Origin of the sequence: Winogradskya consettensis, from assembly GCF_018332715.1 — a bacterium.
GTDB lineage: Bacteria > Actinomycetota > Actinomycetes > Mycobacteriales > Micromonosporaceae > Actinoplanes > Actinoplanes consettensis.
Window position 1 is genome coordinate 34,546 of record NZ_BOQP01000052.1, and the last position, 14,511, is coordinate 49,056.

The following is a 14,511-nucleotide window of genomic DNA, read 5'->3' on the forward strand; positions in this document are numbered from 1 at the left end:
CGATCTCGGGCGTGACAAAGCGGCGCTTCGGACTGGATCTCACGCCGCTGCGTACCTCCCGCGACTTCCGGCTCGTCTTCACCGGCGGGGCGGTGTCCGGGTTCGGGTCGTTCATCACGTACGTCACGATCCCCTACCAGGTCGCGAAGCTCACCGACGATCCGCTGATGGTCGGCCTGCTCGGCGTGTGCGAGCTGGTCCCGCTGCTGGTCATGGCGTTCGTCGGCGGAGCGCTCGCCGATTTCCTCGACCGTCGCCTACTGGTCCGTGGCGGCGAGTTCGCACTGGCCGGGCTGTGCGGGATCCTGCTGCTCAACGCCCTGTCCCACGAGCCGCATCTCTGGTTGCTGTTCGTGATCGCGGCGCTGACCGCGACGGTTGACGGTCTGCAACGCCCGGCACTGGAAGCGATGCTGCCCAGACTGGTACGCCCGGAGGAGCTCCCGGCCACCATGGCCATGAGCTCGCTGGGCATGCAGGTCGCGCAGCTCGGCGGTCCAGCGGTGGCGGGCCTGTTGATCGCGTCGGTGGACCTCTGGCTCGTGTACGCGTTCGACCTGCTCACCTTTGCCGCCTCGGTGATCTGCCTGAGCCTGGTGAAGGCCGTCCCGCCGCCCCCGGACGCCGACCGCCCGTCGTTGCGCTCGGTAGTCACCGGTCTGCGGTACGCCCGCAGCCGCCCCGAGCTGCTCGGCACGTACCTCGTCGACATCAACGCCATGTTCTTCGGCATGCCCCAGGCGCTGTACCCGTTCCTCGCGATGCAGCTCGGCGGTCCGCGCGTGCTCGGTCTGCTCTACGCGGCGCCGTCGGTCGGCACCCTGATCGCGACGCTGACCTCGGGCTGGACCGGCCGGGTGCATCGGCACGGGCTGATGGTGATCGTCGCCGCAGCGTTCTGGGGCGTCGGCATCGTCGGCGCGGGCCTGTCCGGGACGCTCTGGCTGACGCTGTTCTGCCTGGCCTTCGCGGGCGGCGCGGACATGATCTCCGGCATCTTCCGCTCGATCATGTGGAGTCAGACAATCCCGGACCATCTGCGCGGCCGGCTCGCGGGCATCGAGATGCTGTCCTACACCACCGGTCCGATGCTCGGCCAGCTGCGCTCGGGCCTGATGGCCCGGACCAGACTGGGTGTGGGCGGCTCCATCTGGGTGGGTGGCGTGCTCTGCATCGTCGGTACGCTCGGACTCGCGCTCGCCCTGCCGCAGTTCCGGCGGTACAACGGCGAGGACGGGCTCGCCCGCAAACAGGCCGAGGACGAGGCCTGGCTCACCCGAACGCCTTGATTGCGGCCCTGACCGACGATTTCTCCAGCACGGTGGCCATAGCCAGCTCACCGCGGCAGAAAGCCTCAAAAGCACGCCACCCCAGCGGCGTCGAAAAGGCCGTGTGCATGAGCCTGCGGCGCCTTTCAAAAAGCCTCAGCAACGTACGCCCGGCGGCCATCTCCGGCCCCAGTTCGTTCACAACCATTTCTTCGTACGCGTTGAGCTCGTCCTTTGCCGCCGCCTCGCCCGCCCACGTCCCGGATCGCAGCGCATAACTGATGCCTTCCCGCGTCCACGGTTCCAGCAGCCCGGCCGCGTCCCCGACCACGATTACCCGGCCTTTTCGCAGCGGCGCATCGGGGTTACGGCAACGCGTCAGGTGGCCGGAATCGCGAATGACTGTGCGTCCCTCGAGCCCGAGCTGGGAAAGGAAGTCAGCAAGGTACCGCTTGGTCTCCGCGCCCCGGCCCTTCGCCATGATCACGCCGACGGTGAGCTGGTCATCCTTGGGAAAGACCCACCCGTAGGAGCCGGCAACCGGACCCCAGTCGAGCAGCACCCGCCCGCGGTACGACTCCCGGTCCGCGGCGGTCGCCTCGATCTCGACCTCGAGCCCGAGATCCTGCTGGTCGAACGTGACCCCGACGTGCCGGGAGCTGATCCCCGCCGAGCCGTCGGCGCCGATCACCGTACGCGCGGTAATCGTCTCGCCGTCCGCCAGCGTGACCGTCGCGGCATCCTCGCCCTGGTCGATCGTCTTGACCTGACACAACTGCCGGACCTGCGCCCCGGCCGCGACCGCAGCCTCGTACCAGGCGAAGTCGAACTCGTCACGGCGGACCATGGTCAGCACCGGCCGCTGCGTCGCGTGCCGCGTGAACGCCCGTTTCCCGCGATCGGTGATGGTGACGGCGTAGATCTCGTCGCGCGCCGGGACGCTGATCCGCGACTGCGCGAGCCGCAGCGAGTTGCCGAGCAGGCCACCGCCGCAGGTCTTGTAGCGCGGATGCTCCGCGCGCTCCAGCACCACCGTCCGGGCCCCGCCTGCCGCTGCGGCATACGCAGCAGCGAGCCCACCCGGCCCGGCCCCGACCACAGCCACGTCCCACTCCGCTACCACGAGCGGGAAGTCTATCGACCCACGGTTCAGGCCACCTGGCTCAGGGCTTTTGGCTCAGGGCTTTTGGCTCAGGCCACTTGGCTCAGGCCACTTAGCTCAGGATTTTGGTTCAGGCCCGCCGGGTCCAGGGCGACCACTGCACCGGCATGGCGAATCCCTCCCGGCGCGCGGCCCGGGCCTCCACCGCGTCGACCGGCGCTTCCCGGCTCACCGTGATCTCGGGCCCGATCAGCCGGGTCTCGAGCCAGGACCCGCTGAGCCCCCGCCGGATCCGCTCCCACAGCCCACCCTCAACATGGGCGACCGCAAGTTTCCGCAGCTCATCAATGTCGTCCTGATAGCCCGGCAACGACTGCTCGAACCAGCGACCGAGCCGGAGCACGATCCGCGCCGAGGTGTCGGGAAAGCAGATGGCGAGCGGCCCCGCAGCCGGACTGTGCGGCATCAACCGCACGGTCCGGACCACCTCGTCGCCCTCGCCGAGCGGCTCTTTCGTCTCCCGCCGTTCGACGACGTACCGCCCGGCCAGCTCGTCCAGCAGCGCTTCGGCCGCTGCGACGAGCTCCTGGAACCGCTCGGACTCGACGACCGTCACCGGCTGGGGCTCGACTCGCGAAGGGAAGTCACCCATTGAGGCAGTATGCCCCCGCATGCCGGCCCCGAACCGCCGTTACTCGAACTCCCCCGCCCGCACGCCCGCGAGGAAGTCCCGCCACGCCGCGGCATCGAAGCGCAGTGGCTGCGCCTCGGGATACTTGCTGTCCCGCACCAGGTAGTCGTCGCCGTCCTTGGCGACCTCGACGCACGTCCCGTTCGTGCACCTGCTGCTTTTGCGCCAGGCCGGATCCGCATTTTCGATCATGCTGTCACCTCCGCACAGTCCTCACCCAACGTTAAGGGAACCCGGCTGAATCGGGCGGACGCTGACAATGAGTGAACGTGATTCCCGGCGAGCGACTTTCGGCCAAAGACAAACTCGCCTTACCCTGCGGCACCCCTGCGGATTACCACTTCAAACGGTTTCCCCGAGATACACGTTAAGTGACCGGAACCGCGCGTGGCAGGAATGAGTAGGCGGGTGATCGTCGACCAACTGATGATTTGCGGCAAATAACCACAAATGGACATATTAGTTTGTCCATTCTGCGCACCTTATGACGCGTCTTCCGTGCGCAGGACGGTTCACCGGCCGGATTTGGACGCTTTTGGCACCAGGTTGCGAGGATCAAGAAGTGCGGCGACATCTATTTCAATGGCCGCCCAGATTCACCCGGTGCAGCATCGCGAGCAAGCGCCCCCGAACGGCCATGGCCTGCTAGAACGAGAACTGACCCTCGTTGACGCCGCGGACGAACGCCGTCCACTCGTCAGGGGTGAAACGAAGCGGCGCCTGTGCCGGGCTCTTGGAGTCGCGGATCAGGTACTCGTCGGCGACCTGCGCGACTTCGACGCAGGTTCCGTTGCTGCAGTAGGAGCTCTTGCGCCACTCGGGCGTCTCGGTAACTGACACTTGCTTCTCCGGTCTCTCGTGCACCGCCGTTGGCGCACCGCGGAACGTGATCAAAGTTATTTTGCTACTTTTATGGCGATTTTGTCTCCAAATCCTTGATACGTTGGTCGACTCGCCCAATTGTGTCGGACTCATCGGCCGCCAAGGTCCACAAGTGCTCGAACCGGAGACGATGCCGCGCGGTGGTCGCGCGATCCTCGACGATCTCGTCGGTCATCCCGTTCTCGCGATACATGATCTCGCTGTCGCTGTCGCTCCCACTCAGCGCCATGAGGTCATAGGTGCCGTTGTTGTCGATCGGGTAATCGAAATCGAACGGCAGCATGCGCAGGTGGAGCTGCCCGCTCTTCGCGGCTGTGCGCAACTCCCGCAGCTGATCGGCGAAGATCGCCGGCCCGCCGATGGGGCGCATCAGGACCGACTCTTCGAGCAGTATGTAGATCTCCACCGCGTCGAGCCTCGCGATCAACTGCTGTCTGCGCTGCTCACGGGTCCGCAGCAGGACCCGCACCCGCGCCTCGCCGAGATCCTCCGCGAACTTGCCCGTCAGGGCCGCCGCGTAATCCGGAGTCTGCAGGAAACCTGGCATGTAGTAGATCGAGTAGGACCGGATGGCAACCGCCTCGGCCTCGTACTCGATCAGGCGCAACGTGGCATCGGAGAGCATCTCGCGGAATTCCGGCGCCTGGTACCACGCCTTGCGCTGCCGGGTCCGGGCGATCTTCGCGGCGGTGAGGAGTTCACTGACGCGGTCGCGATCCTTGATCCCGTAGCGGGAGAGAAGGGGACGCAGATCGTTCGGCGCGATGGTCACGTCGCCGTTCTCGATACGAATGACTTTGCTGAGCGACCATTCCATCTCGTCAGCGACCTGCTGCTGGGTCAGCGAGAGCGACTCGCGGGCCTCACGCAGCGCCAATCGCACACGGCGGCGCGCGACGGTCGGCGAGACAGCCTCAGCCATAAGTCCTTCATCGTCGAAGTGTTCGGAGCCTACGGATGTTCACCGTGCGACCTCGCTGTCTGCCAGTGCGCAAGCAGCGAGATCGCGCGTCATGCTACTCATCGCTTCACCCGCCCCCGTCCGCGCCCTGCACCCCGTCCGGCCGATGTGAGATCAGCTCGATCCGGGCGGCACGGAGGGCTCAGGCAGCGGCCAGACCATAGCTGTCATGGCCGGGCTGGTTGACCTCGATTGTCCGGCGCAGAGCCCTGGTGACCTGGTTGAACACCCGGAGATCGGGTGACGAGTAGATGATCACCCGGGATCCCCGCAGGGTCGCCTCGACGTTCCAGACCCGGGTCGCCCGGCGCCGCGGTGAACGCACCGCCACCGCCGCGATCGCGGTCGCGGTGGCGGCCAGCGCATAGCCCGCGAGCTGCCCCATGACGGCCCAGCTTGCACCCGCCAGGGTGACGAGTCCGGCGGTGGTCGCCGCCATCGCGACGATCCCAACCCGGCTCGCCTCACCGCGGACGAGGCGAACTTCCCGGAGCTCCCCGATGGGGACGATCTGAGTCGTCGACGCGCGCCAGACGAAGTATTCATCGGTAATGAGAACTTCACGGCTGCGGTAGTAGGTACGCATCTGTGCTGGCCCCTTCCCTGACGAGGGCGAGGGAGAAAGGCCGCCGACACGGCCAAGAGAGATTCCCGCCTCGCGAGCCGGGACGGCGGTCCAAGAGTGCAACGGCACCCGGTTGCCGCCGGGTGCCGTTTCTGAATTCGTCTCGAATCTCCGCCCTTACCGTTCGCAAGAAGTACAGCACGTCCACCGAGCAGATCGCCACCACTCAATGTGCCACATCGCAGATTGCGAACAAGCCGGTCCACGGGGCTAGGCGGCTCCGGACAATCCGTCCCGGACAGCGGGCGGGCGGCCATCCTCGATCGCGCGCCGCAATGCCCGGCTGACCTGGTTGAACACCCGCTCGTCAGTCGACTCGAAGAGGACTGCCCGCTCGCCGTGGTAGATCCCCTCGAGCACCCAGGGCTGTGGCCGGCCGCGCAATGCCAGCATCGCGAGGACCGCACCGAGGCCCGCGAGCCCCAGCAGAACGATTGCGGACTGCGAGGAGAGCTGCCACATGGGTGCGGCCACGGCCAGGGCCAGAACGGCGCCGCCGAAGAAATACGGCGCGGTACGGGCGGCGACACCGGCCCGCGTGATGCAGACGTTACGCAGGTCGCGGACCAGGAAGGCCCTGGTCGTCGTACTCGTGCGACGGATGAAGTGCTCGCTGGTCACCACCGCTTCGAACCCGCGGAAGTAGATACGCACGGCAGATTCCCCCTCCCGGCCTCCTTGCGAGGAGAGGGAAGGCGAGCCACCATTGGCGCAGAGAGATTTCCCCGCCTCGCTCGATATTCCTGTGCGCGGCAAGCCCAATGCGGCAGGCCCCGTGCACGTCAGGCTTGATGCAGGTCAGGCCCAATGCGCAGGGGTCCCGAGAGGCGACAACGGCACCCGGTTGCCGCCGGGTGCCGTTGCTTCAGTCGCCTTCGGCACTGCCCTCATTGCCTGCTCTCAGTACAGCACGCCATCCGGCAGCCCGCCACACATCAACCTGCCATATCGCAGACTGCGTACACGCCAACTTCGGCCCTCAACGAGCGAGCAGAACCGCCAGCAGCGCGAGCGCACCCGGGATGACCTGCACGTACAGAATTTTGCGAGTGGACGTGATCGCGCCATAAATTCCGGCGATGATGACGCAGCACAGGAAAAATATCTGGAAGTCCACCCCGTCCGTGACCAGCCCGTAAATCAGACCAGCAGCCAGGAAGCCGTTGTAGAGCCCCTGGTTCGCCGCGAGCGGTGCACTCTGCTGAGCGAACTCCGCGGTGATACCGAAAGTGGCACGCGTACGTTCCGTCCGCCAGAGGAACATCTCCAGCACCAGAATGTAGACATGGATGAGGGCCACGAGGCCCACCAGAATTTTCGCGGCCAGTTCCATGACCACAGCGTATCGGCCGAGGTCCCAGCGTTGATCATCACGGTCCTCATCGATGCGGTGACGCGGGCGACCCGGCGTTTCGGGGTCACATCACCCGGGTAGGCCAGACCTCGACCGCGTGAGCTCGACCGCTTGAGTAGCAGCCCAGGGGAGGGTGACGACCAGTATGGACAGCCGACTCAGAATCGCCGGCCAGGCAGTACAACCGGTGCTCGTGATGTTCCCGCTAGGCCTGTTCTCGATGGCCGTCCTCTTCGACCTCGGCAACCTTCTCGGCGCCCCCGACATCCTGGGCGCCCTCGCCTACTGGAACGTCGTGGCGGGCCTGATCGGCGGAGTCCTGGCCGCCGTCGCCGGTGCGATCGACCTGATGTTCGTCCCCAACGGCACCCCGGCCAAGCGCATCGGTGTCCTGCAGGGCCTGGCCAACATGGGGGTCCTGATCCTCTTCGCGGTCATCCTGATGCTCCGCATGAGCCACCCCGACCGCGTGGCAGGCGGCGGCATCTTCGCCGTCGAACTCCTCGCCCTCGTCGGCGCGGTCTTCGGAGCCTGGTACGGCGGCGAGCTCGTCAACCGCCGCCAGGCCTACGCCCAGGCCCGTTCCCAGCAGGCCCGCTCCAACCCGGGCCGCATCTTCTGACGTTTGCTACCTCGGTCCCCGGGCACTCGACAAGGACAACGCCGAGAGAACAGGGGCCGACCATGACAACCTCTCTGAAGAACAAGCGAGTCGCGTTCCTCGCGACCGACGGCGTCGAGGAGATCGAGTACACCGAGCCCCGCATGGCCGTGGAGAACGCGGGCGGCACGGCGGAGCTCGTCTCTCTCAGGCCCGGCACCATCCAGGCCATGAACCACCTCGACAAGTCCACGACACACACGGTCGAGAAGCAGGTCAAGGATGCCAGCGCCGATGACTACGACGCCCTCGTCCTGCCCGGCGGCGTAGCTAACCCGGATTTCCTGCGCCTGGACGCGGACGCCATCCGCTTCATCGGGGACTTCTTCACCGCGGGCAAGCCGGTAGCAGCCATCTGCCACGCCCCCTGGACCCTGATCGAAGCCGGCGTGGTCGACGGCCGCACCATGACCAGCTGGCCGAGCCTCCGGACCGACCTGGCCAACGCCGGCGCCACCTGGGTCGACGAAGAGGTCTACACAGACCGCGGCCTCATCACGAGCCGCAAGCCGGACGACCTCCCGGCCTTCTGCGCTGCCCTGCTCAAGGAGATCGCCGAGGGCTCCTACGCCCTCCAGAACGCCTGAGCACTCCCCGATGGCGCACGGACGGATCCGTGCGCCATCGGCCTGCCCGGGGTCTCGGCCTCTCAGGGGATCGGCCTGCCTGTCAGGGCGTCGGGGCGTCCACGACGATGGGCGGCTCGATCAAGTGGGGCCTCAGCGGGGTAGCCGGGCGCAACCAGGAGGCTTCCGGATCGGCCTCGGGGACCGGCGTCCATTTGCGGCCGACGCGCTCCACGCCGATGGGGTAGATGGTCAGGGCCCCGTCGGGGGTGATGTGCAGACGCAGGAAGCTTTTCGCGTCCTCGATGCCCTGCCCGGCGAAGAGCTCGTTGGTGTTGACGTCGAAGAAGCCGGCCACCAGAAGGTAGAGCGACAGCAGCTGGGTGCCCAGGATCGCTGAGACCGGTCCGTAGAGGATCGCGGCTACCACCAGGGGGCCGGGCCAGGACCAGGTGTGGAACGGCAGCTGAAGCCAGAGCCAGGTGCCACCGGCGGCGAGAGCGATCTGGGCGAAGCCGTGCACGAGGCCGAGGATCCAATGCCGGGCGTGGTCTTTCTCGCCGGCGCTCGGGGGCTGGGCGAACAGCACCGCACCGGCGAGGATCAGAACCAGCATCATGACGAGCGGGATGCTGAAGAGGCGCTGGAAGATGCCGCCCTCGCTGGCCGCGCCCGCCATCGCCAGCATCGTCAGGGTGTGGATGATGCCGATCATGGTGGTGAACCCGGGGTTGCGCGTCGGGACGTTGCGGAACACCCCCCAGCTCATCCGGCGCGACTCCGCCTTGGTGGGGAACGTGGTGACCAGGTCGTAGTCGCGGCTGCGGCTGGCGCTGCGGGTCAGGGTCTCGGGCGGCGGCACCTGCAGCTGCTCCGGAAGGTTGTGCGTGGCGACCAGATAGGCGCCGCCGCCCCCACAGGTGATCAGCTCCCGGTCCTCGCCGGAGTAGCGGGCGTAGTGATGCAGATCTCCGGAGACCAGCACCCGGACGTGTGCCCCCGTCGGCGCCAGGATCGTCCGGATGAAGTAGTCGACCGCGTCGTACGTCTCCGGGCGTTTGGCGGCCTTGACCCAGGTCGGTGACGGAGTCATGAGGATGACCCGGTCGTCGGGGCCGAGCGCGCGGGCGGCCTTCTCGAAATACAGCAACTGCGGATCGTCGATGTACGCCCCGAACTGCTCGTCGATCGCGAACAGCCACCATTTCGCGGGCAGCTCGACCGCGAAGTAGGACCGGCGCTGCTGGGTGCGCCAACCGCCGATGTGCCCGTCCTTACGCCGCGCGAACAGGCGCAGGAATGCCGTCAGCCCGTCGTACCAGTCGTGGTTGCCGGGAAGGGCGAAAAGAGTGGGCTGCGGTCCCGTGGCCGGCGCTTCGGGCAGAGCGGCACGATAGGGGCCCTTCATGCGGTTTTCGTAGCCGTCACCGTTGGCAAGCGGATAGACCTGATCGCCACCCATGAGCAGCACCTGACCGCGGGGCAGCCTACGGCCGTCGATCTCCAGCTCCGGCTGCGCCAGCAGGTACGCGATGGAATACGTCGCGTCGAACCCGTCACCCAGGTCAGCCACGTAGTCGAACCACAGCTCCCCGTCAACGCCCGGCTGCTGGAACGACTCCCCGGAGAGAGCGTTCTGCAGCTCCCGCTTGTCGAGGAAGGAACCGAACAGTATCGCCAGCAGCGCCCGCAGCCCGGTATTGAGCAACAAGAGCGGCGCCAGCCACCCGACCGGCCGCTGCGGCGTAAAACCGAGCTGCTGCGGATCCATGCTGTCGGGTCGCCGCGCCGTAGAAGGCTCGGCCTCGGCAGAACGCTGCCGCGGACGGCGGCGCGGCTCGTGATCGGTCACGCAAGGCACCTTAGCCCGGACGTCTGACGAAAACGCCCGCCAAGTCGCCCACCTGCGAAACGCCCGACGACCCCACCCGTGGCGAGCACCGGCGCGCCCATGCCGTAGACTCAACGTTCGTTGCCGCCTTAGCTCAGTCGGCTAGAGCGACGCACTCGTAATGCGTAGGTCGACGGTTCGATTCCGTCAGGCGGCTCGGCAACGGAAAGGCCCGTTCACCTCGGCATTTGCCGTTGGCGAACGGGCCTTTCTCTCGTCCTGCAAAGATCAACCGTGCAGCTTTCCGTGCATCTGATTCCCGAACAGCGCCGCCCCCATACGCTGCGTAGCCGCGCGGGCCATTTCCGAAGCGACGTGAACGTAGCCGCGGGTGGTCCGGACATCGGAATGACCCAGCACCTCCTGCACCGTGCTGATGTCGGCTCCCAGTGCGAGCATCATCGAGCCCGCGGTGTGCCGGCCGTCGTGCAGTCGAGCCTCGTCGACGCCAGCTTCGCGGCACAGACCCTTCCACTGCTTGTGGTCGGCGGCCGGGTCGATCGGGCGACCGTCCGGCTGGCAGAAGACGAGGTCGTGGTCGACGTAGAGGTCACCAGCCAAGACCTGCTCGATCGCCTGGCCCGCCTGGTGCCGACGCAGAAGAGCGACCACCTCCGTCGGTAGCGGGACCAATCGCTTCCCCGTCCCTTTGGGCTCCTTGAGGAGTAGGCCGCCCTCGAGGGGAATCTCTCCTGACCGGATCTCCATCCTCCGCGCCGGGCAGTTGCCGCCCCGCCGGCGGCCGCAGGAAGGGTTGCAGCCGTGGTCGAACGTGCGCCGGCGCAGCTGCCACCACACACGCATCTCAGCTCTATCCAGATCCAGGTAGGACCAGCGCAGACCGAGCGCCTCTCCCTGCCGTAGGCCGAGACTGAGGCCGACCGCCCAGCGCGCACCGTTGCGCGGAAGCGCCCATGCAGCGTTGAGCACCTGCAAGGCCTCCGCCAGGTCCAACGGGGTCTGCTCTACCGGTCGCGACTCCGGGGAGTCCAGCAGCTTGGCGACATTCCGGGAAGCCACTCCCCGCCGAAAGGCGATCTCCAATGCCCGGGTCAGGATGCGGTGGGCCTTGAGGACCGTGCTCGCGGCCCGGCCGGCCTGGTGCATCTGGAGGTAGACCTGGTCCAGCTGCTCGGGCTGGAGCTGGTCTATCCGGGTACCCCCCATGACCGGGTAGACCCAATTCGTGCATATGGACCGGTAATCGCGGATGGTCCCCGGGTCACACCGCCCGCCGGAGGGGGCGATGGTGGTCAGATAGGTCTCCATCCACTGCTGGACGGTCGGCGCGCGCCCTTGCCGGACGACAGCACCCTTACGCTTCTGATCGAGCAGCTCATCGACACGGTCGATGGCCTCGTTTTCGGTCGGCCTGCTGATATGCCGTCGATCGAGTTTCCCGTTGGGTTTCTTCCCGACGACGACCCAGGCGTGCCAATAGCCGTCGTCGCCTTGCGTGATTCTCGGGTGCGTGCCTCGTCGGGCCACGGCTACCTCCCGTCATCGTCGCCGAGCATGTCTCGCTGGACGTGCTCGTAGACGGACCAGTAATCAACAGCTGGGATGCGGATCTGCGCGATGGCCTTCGTCGTGGCACGTCGGCCAAGACGTGCACCGGCGAACGCAGCGAGGCCCATGAGGGCGATCAGGGCCGGTCCGGACCATGAGCCGGAGAGCCCGCTTGAGATTCGGGACATAGTGGATCGCCTCTCGGTGCTGCCGCCCATGAGGGCGGTGCCCCCGACGTCCGATCCACGTCGAGATGTCCTGCTCTGCGGTAATTGGCGCAGTTAGGCACCAATTGTCAGCAACTCTAGTGATCACTCAACTATTTGCCGCCGCTTACAGACACGCGAGTCGCGAGCGTTTTTAGCACCTCGCGGACAAAGCTCTTGTCCGAGTCACTGACCGCCGGATCGACCAACCCCCGCATGATTCTCCGGATGTCCGGCGGGATCGGAGGATCAGGGGCAGGGTCGTCGCGCTCATCCTCAACCCCCAACGGCCGCAACGCCACGCCGGCAGGAACCCCGAGGCCGTCGCAGAACTGGACGATCTTGCCGACCTCGGGGGTCGTGTTGAAGTCGCCCCGCTTCCACCGGTGGAAGGTGGAAACACTGATCCCCGTGGCGCGCTGGATGTCGATGTCAGTCATCCCCTGGTCCCGTGCAGACCGCAGAATGCGGGCGATCACGCGGGCGAAGCGCTGCCTGCTGACCTCGGGGGTTTGACTCACGGCCCAACGGTAGGGGCTGCGACTGATCTGCCGATGCCGTGCGCGGCAGCGCTGCCGCCGGTGGCAGCGAGATCTAGACATCGGCCAGACGATCAAAACCCTGTGGGCAGTGGCAGGCATCGGTACATCATTCACTGCCATGCATGTCAGTAAAACTGGCTGAACGGATGACCCGCTGTCATGCATGGCAGCGTGCTAGCGTCACTGCCATGCATGACAGTGAGGTCACTTCCAGTGTCATCCGTGACAGTGCAGCGCGGTTTCCGAAACCGGATCGCGTTGCCTACCGGGTCCGGGACGCCGCCGAGCAGCTGGGTCTGAGCGAGCGCCAGATGTGGCGCCTGGTGTCCACCCGCCAGATCGAGTCGTACAAGACCGACCCGTCCTCGCCCTCGAGCTCGAGGCGCATCTCGCACCAGGCGCTCCTCGACTACGTGGCCGCGGCGACCAAAGCCACCAAGGGCGAGCAGCTCGACAAAGTCGCCTGACAAATGGACCAGCCGCCCCGGATTTGCTCGCCAGCGCTCGGGACGGCCAGACGCAAGGAGAGATACCACATGCAAGACAACCAGCGCTTCGACAAGCGCCTAGCCCAGCTCGAGCAGCTCCACTGGAAGAGCCCGAAACACGAAGTCAACCGGGTCAAGCAGGTAGCGGTTGGGGCCGGATTGATCTTCTTCTCCGCGCTTCAGCTGGTCGGCGTGGTGTGGCTCTGGACGCACGGCCGCTTCGGGGTCCTGATGTCTTTCCTCGGGGTGCTCGCGACGATCGGGATCGTCTGGTCTGCCAAGGCCGGCGTGGAGCTGATCCTCGGTCCGCAGCGGCCGAACTCCCGGCGCAACCAGCGAGCCCTGGCCGAGGCCCGGGAAATCGTCGACACCGACGAGTGGCTGATCGTCATGAACGGTGGCCAACCTCCGCGCGCCGACCGCAACCGATGAACACTCCCACCAGCACAGGAGCACTACTGATGACTAGCTCTCTTGCCCCGCGGTTGCCCCGCGAGCTCTTCGCGACCGGCGTCCAGGTCGTCACCATCGCCCCACTCGGCCCCGGCGTAGTCGCACACCGGTACGCCACCGAAACCCGCCAGGTCCAGGACGACGTCTACCGTGCCCGGCCCAGCGGCCGGACCGAGATCTACCCGGTCGCCGCCTGCGCGGAAGCGGACGCAGACCAGGGGTACCCGTGCTCTTTGCAGTGGGCAGCTGTGCACGGCGCCATCGCATGCACCGAGCCGAAGTGCTTCCCCGAGGCGGTGTCGGCATGACTGCGACGTCAGACCAAGCGCTCGGCGTGGACGAGATCCTTGCCCGCGCTGAGAGGACCTACGACTACGTCCGCCGCGCCTCGGTCGACGGCTTCGTCCCGCTGACCGTCCGCGAGCACTTCAACTACGACATCCCGGTGCTTGTCAGCCGCATCCAGCGCCTCACCAGCGAGCTCGAGCAGGAACGCCGTGAGCTCGGCCGGCTCCGCCTGCAGGTCCGTGGCGGCGAGGGCGGCAACGTCGACCCCGACGTCCAGATCGTCGAGCACCAGGGCGTGCAGCTGCGCGTCATCCCGATGGACCAGCACGACCGCCAGTGCGACGTCCGCGTCGCCAGTGCGCAGGGCACGACCCCTGAGGTTCTGCATTGCCACTTCTGCGGTTTCTGCTTTCTCCAGTCGGAGGCCGTCGCACGCGGCTCCGACCAGGGTCAGGGGGCTACTCGTGGGTAGCCATCACGCAGTCGGCGTCTGCGGCTTCGGCCGGTGCGGCTCGACCATGGTCATGTCGATGCTCGCAGCCGGCGGCTGCTCGCCGGTCGCAGGCTCCACCGAACGCTCGTACGAGCTCCGGGACGAGATCGCAATGGTGACGGCTGAGCCAGCCGGGCACGCGGTGAAGCTGCTCGACCACTTCTACCGAATCGGCTTCCCGGCGGCGCCGGAGTGGCGCTTCGTCTGGCTCGACCGCGACGCGGCCCAGCAGGCCCGCTCGCACGCCAAGCTCGCCGCCGCTGCCTTCGGCTTCGAGATGGACGCCGGGCTCCAGGCGCTCTATGCGGCCTCGTACGCCACCGACCGGCCCGGCCGCCTCGCCAAGCTGCGGGCCGCCGGACCGGTTCTGGTGCTCGACTTCGAGCGGGTGCTGGCCCAGCCGCGCAAGACGGCGAAGTTGCTGCGCCGCGAGGTCTGGCCGGACCTGGACGTCGACGCTGCTGTGGCCGCCGTCCACCAGCGCTCTCCGGAGTGCCTTCCCGATATGTCCTTCGAGCTGGGGAGCTGAGT

At 66.9% G+C, this 14,511-nt stretch carries 20 protein-coding genes and 1 tRNA gene; 9 read left to right on the top strand and 12 right to left on the bottom strand.

What is annotated here, in order from left to right:
• Positions 1-11: 11 nt before the first annotated feature.
• Positions 12-1,289 (top strand): MFS transporter, encoded by a 1,278-nt coding sequence (locus tag Aco04nite_RS41125; protein WP_213002601.1) that lies wholly within the window; start codon positions 12-14, stop codon positions 1,287-1,289.
• Here Aco04nite_RS41125 and Aco04nite_RS41130 read toward each other — a convergent pair.
• The 8 genes from Aco04nite_RS41130 to Aco04nite_RS41165 form a co-directional block, all read right to left on the bottom strand.
• A complete protein-coding gene (locus tag Aco04nite_RS41130) occupies positions 1,273-2,367 on the bottom strand; it encodes a geranylgeranyl reductase family protein (RefSeq protein ID WP_213002838.1) in 1,095 nt (364 codons plus the stop codon). The two genes, Aco04nite_RS41125 and Aco04nite_RS41130, sit on opposite strands and share 17 nt — an antisense overlap.
• 133 nt (positions 2,368-2,500) lie before the next feature.
• Complete coding sequence (locus Aco04nite_RS41135) at positions 2,501-3,022, bottom strand: DUF6226 family protein (protein ID WP_213002602.1); 522 nt, start codon at positions 3,020-3,022, stop codon at positions 2,501-2,503.
• Between the two features lie 39 nt (positions 3,023-3,061).
• Positions 3,062-3,253, bottom strand: coding sequence for a DUF397 domain-containing protein (locus tag Aco04nite_RS41140; RefSeq protein ID WP_213002603.1), 192 nt, complete (start codon positions 3,251-3,253; stop codon positions 3,062-3,064).
• 453 nt (positions 3,254-3,706) lie between these two features.
• Positions 3,707-3,901, bottom strand: a complete 195-nt coding sequence (locus Aco04nite_RS49320; RefSeq protein WP_244876673.1) for a DUF397 domain-containing protein — start codon at positions 3,899-3,901, stop codon at positions 3,707-3,709.
• Between the two features lie 70 nt (positions 3,902-3,971).
• Positions 3,972-4,865, bottom strand: a complete 894-nt coding sequence (locus Aco04nite_RS41150) for a helix-turn-helix domain-containing protein (RefSeq protein ID WP_213002605.1) — start codon at positions 4,863-4,865, stop codon at positions 3,972-3,974.
• A 181-nt stretch (positions 4,866-5,046) separates the two neighbouring features.
• Entirely contained in the window at positions 5,047-5,490 is a 444-nt protein-coding gene (locus Aco04nite_RS41155) for a DUF6232 family protein (protein ID WP_213002606.1), read from the bottom strand.
• 249 nt (positions 5,491-5,739) lie between these two features.
• Complete coding sequence (locus Aco04nite_RS41160) at positions 5,740-6,183, bottom strand: DUF6232 family protein (protein ID WP_213002607.1); 444 nt, start codon at positions 6,181-6,183, stop codon at positions 5,740-5,742.
• Positions 6,184-6,508: 325 nt separating this feature from the next.
• Positions 6,509-6,862, bottom strand: a complete 354-nt coding sequence (locus tag Aco04nite_RS41165) for a DUF1304 domain-containing protein (protein ID WP_213002608.1) — start codon at positions 6,860-6,862, stop codon at positions 6,509-6,511.
• Positions 6,863-7,028: 166 nt separating this feature from the next.
• Between Aco04nite_RS41165 and Aco04nite_RS41170 the strand changes: the two genes are divergently transcribed.
• Together Aco04nite_RS41170 and Aco04nite_RS41175 are read left to right on the top strand one after the other, a co-directional pair.
• Complete coding sequence (locus Aco04nite_RS41170) at positions 7,029-7,505, top strand: DUF2231 domain-containing protein (protein ID WP_213002609.1); 477 nt, start codon at positions 7,029-7,031, stop codon at positions 7,503-7,505.
• A gap of 62 nt (positions 7,506-7,567) precedes the next feature.
• A complete protein-coding gene (locus tag Aco04nite_RS41175) occupies positions 7,568-8,131 on the top strand; it encodes a type 1 glutamine amidotransferase domain-containing protein (protein ID WP_213002610.1) in 564 nt (187 codons plus the stop codon).
• 82 nt (positions 8,132-8,213) lie between these two features.
• Here the strand turns inward: Aco04nite_RS41175 and Aco04nite_RS41180 are convergent, their stop codons facing one another.
• Positions 8,214-9,962 carry a metallophosphoesterase gene (locus Aco04nite_RS41180; RefSeq protein ID WP_438874988.1) on the bottom strand — a complete coding sequence of 583 codons (1,749 nt, stop codon included), beginning with the start codon at positions 9,960-9,962 and terminating at the stop codon, positions 8,214-8,216.
• Between the two features lie 122 nt (positions 9,963-10,084).
• Between Aco04nite_RS41180 and Aco04nite_RS41185 the strand changes: the two genes are divergently transcribed.
• Positions 10,085-10,158 (top strand) — tRNA-Thr (locus Aco04nite_RS41185).
• 71 nt (positions 10,159-10,229) lie between these two features.
• Here Aco04nite_RS41185 and Aco04nite_RS41190 read toward each other — a convergent pair.
• The 3 genes from Aco04nite_RS41190 to Aco04nite_RS41200 form a co-directional block, all read right to left on the bottom strand.
• Positions 10,230-11,489 (bottom strand): tyrosine-type recombinase/integrase, encoded by a 1,260-nt coding sequence (locus Aco04nite_RS41190; protein WP_213002611.1) that lies wholly within the window; start codon positions 11,487-11,489, stop codon positions 10,230-10,232.
• A 2-nt stretch (positions 11,490-11,491) separates the two neighbouring features.
• The gene (locus Aco04nite_RS41195) at positions 11,492-11,698 is read right to left on the bottom strand and encodes a hypothetical protein (RefSeq protein ID WP_213002612.1); all 207 of its coding nucleotides are present in this window, start codon (positions 11,696-11,698) and stop codon (positions 11,492-11,494) included.
• 131 nt (positions 11,699-11,829) lie between these two features.
• Positions 11,830-12,237: a helix-turn-helix domain-containing protein gene (locus Aco04nite_RS41200; RefSeq protein WP_244876674.1), complete on the bottom strand. Its 408-nt coding sequence runs from the start codon at positions 12,235-12,237 to the stop codon at positions 11,830-11,832.
• Between the two features lie 209 nt (positions 12,238-12,446).
• Between Aco04nite_RS41200 and Aco04nite_RS41205 the strand changes: the two genes are divergently transcribed.
• The 5 genes from Aco04nite_RS41205 (at position 12,447) to Aco04nite_RS41225 (ending at position 14,509) form a co-directional block, all read left to right on the top strand.
• Positions 12,447-12,725 (top strand): hypothetical protein, encoded by a 279-nt coding sequence (locus tag Aco04nite_RS41205; protein WP_213002613.1) that lies wholly within the window; start codon positions 12,447-12,449, stop codon positions 12,723-12,725.
• Between the two features lie 69 nt (positions 12,726-12,794).
• A complete protein-coding gene (locus Aco04nite_RS41210; protein WP_213002614.1) occupies positions 12,795-13,178 on the top strand; it encodes a hypothetical protein in 384 nt (127 codons plus the stop codon).
• A 29-nt stretch (positions 13,179-13,207) separates the two neighbouring features.
• Positions 13,208-13,507, top strand: a complete 300-nt coding sequence (locus Aco04nite_RS41215; protein ID WP_213002615.1) for a hypothetical protein — start codon at positions 13,208-13,210, stop codon at positions 13,505-13,507.
• A complete protein-coding gene (locus tag Aco04nite_RS41220) occupies positions 13,504-13,959 on the top strand; it encodes a hypothetical protein (protein ID WP_213002616.1) in 456 nt (151 codons plus the stop codon). The genes Aco04nite_RS41215 and Aco04nite_RS41220 overlap by 4 nt, the downstream gene beginning before the upstream one ends.
• Positions 13,952-14,509, top strand: a complete 558-nt coding sequence (locus tag Aco04nite_RS41225) for a sulfotransferase family protein (RefSeq protein WP_213002617.1) — start codon at positions 13,952-13,954, stop codon at positions 14,507-14,509. Before Aco04nite_RS41220 ends, Aco04nite_RS41225 begins: the two co-directional genes overlap by 8 nt.
• Positions 14,510-14,511: the final 2 nt, after the last annotated feature.

Coding starts and splice junctions, on each gene's coding strand:
- Aco04nite_RS41135 (WP_213002602.1), bottom strand. CDS start 3,022: ATGGGTGACTTCCCTTCGCGAGTCGAGCCCCAGCCGGTGACGGTCGTC.
- Aco04nite_RS41140 (WP_213002603.1), bottom strand. CDS start 3,253: ATGATCGAAAATGCGGATCCGGCCTGGCGCAAAAGCAGCAGGTGCACG.
- Aco04nite_RS41150 (WP_213002605.1), bottom strand. CDS start 4,865: ATGGCTGAGGCTGTCTCGCCGACCGTCGCGCGCCGCCGTGTGCGATTG.
- Aco04nite_RS41155 (WP_213002606.1), bottom strand. CDS start 5,490: ATGCGTACCTACTACCGCAGCCGTGAAGTTCTCATTACCGATGAATAC.
- Aco04nite_RS41165 (WP_213002608.1), bottom strand. CDS start 6,862: ATGGAACTGGCCGCGAAAATTCTGGTGGGCCTCGTGGCCCTCATCCAT.
- Aco04nite_RS41170 (WP_213002609.1), top strand. CDS start 7,029: ATGGACAGCCGACTCAGAATCGCCGGCCAGGCAGTACAACCGGTGCTC.
- Aco04nite_RS41175 (WP_213002610.1), top strand. CDS start 7,568: ATGACAACCTCTCTGAAGAACAAGCGAGTCGCGTTCCTCGCGACCGAC.
- Aco04nite_RS41195 (WP_213002612.1), bottom strand. CDS start 11,698: ATGTCCCGAATCTCAAGCGGGCTCTCCGGCTCATGGTCCGGACCGGCC.
- Aco04nite_RS41205 (WP_213002613.1), top strand. CDS start 12,447: ATGCATGACAGTGAGGTCACTTCCAGTGTCATCCGTGACAGTGCAGCG.
- Aco04nite_RS41210 (WP_213002614.1), top strand. CDS start 12,795: ATGCAAGACAACCAGCGCTTCGACAAGCGCCTAGCCCAGCTCGAGCAG.
- Aco04nite_RS41215 (WP_213002615.1), top strand. CDS start 13,208: ATGACTAGCTCTCTTGCCCCGCGGTTGCCCCGCGAGCTCTTCGCGACC.
- Aco04nite_RS41220 (WP_213002616.1), top strand. CDS start 13,504: ATGACTGCGACGTCAGACCAAGCGCTCGGCGTGGACGAGATCCTTGCC.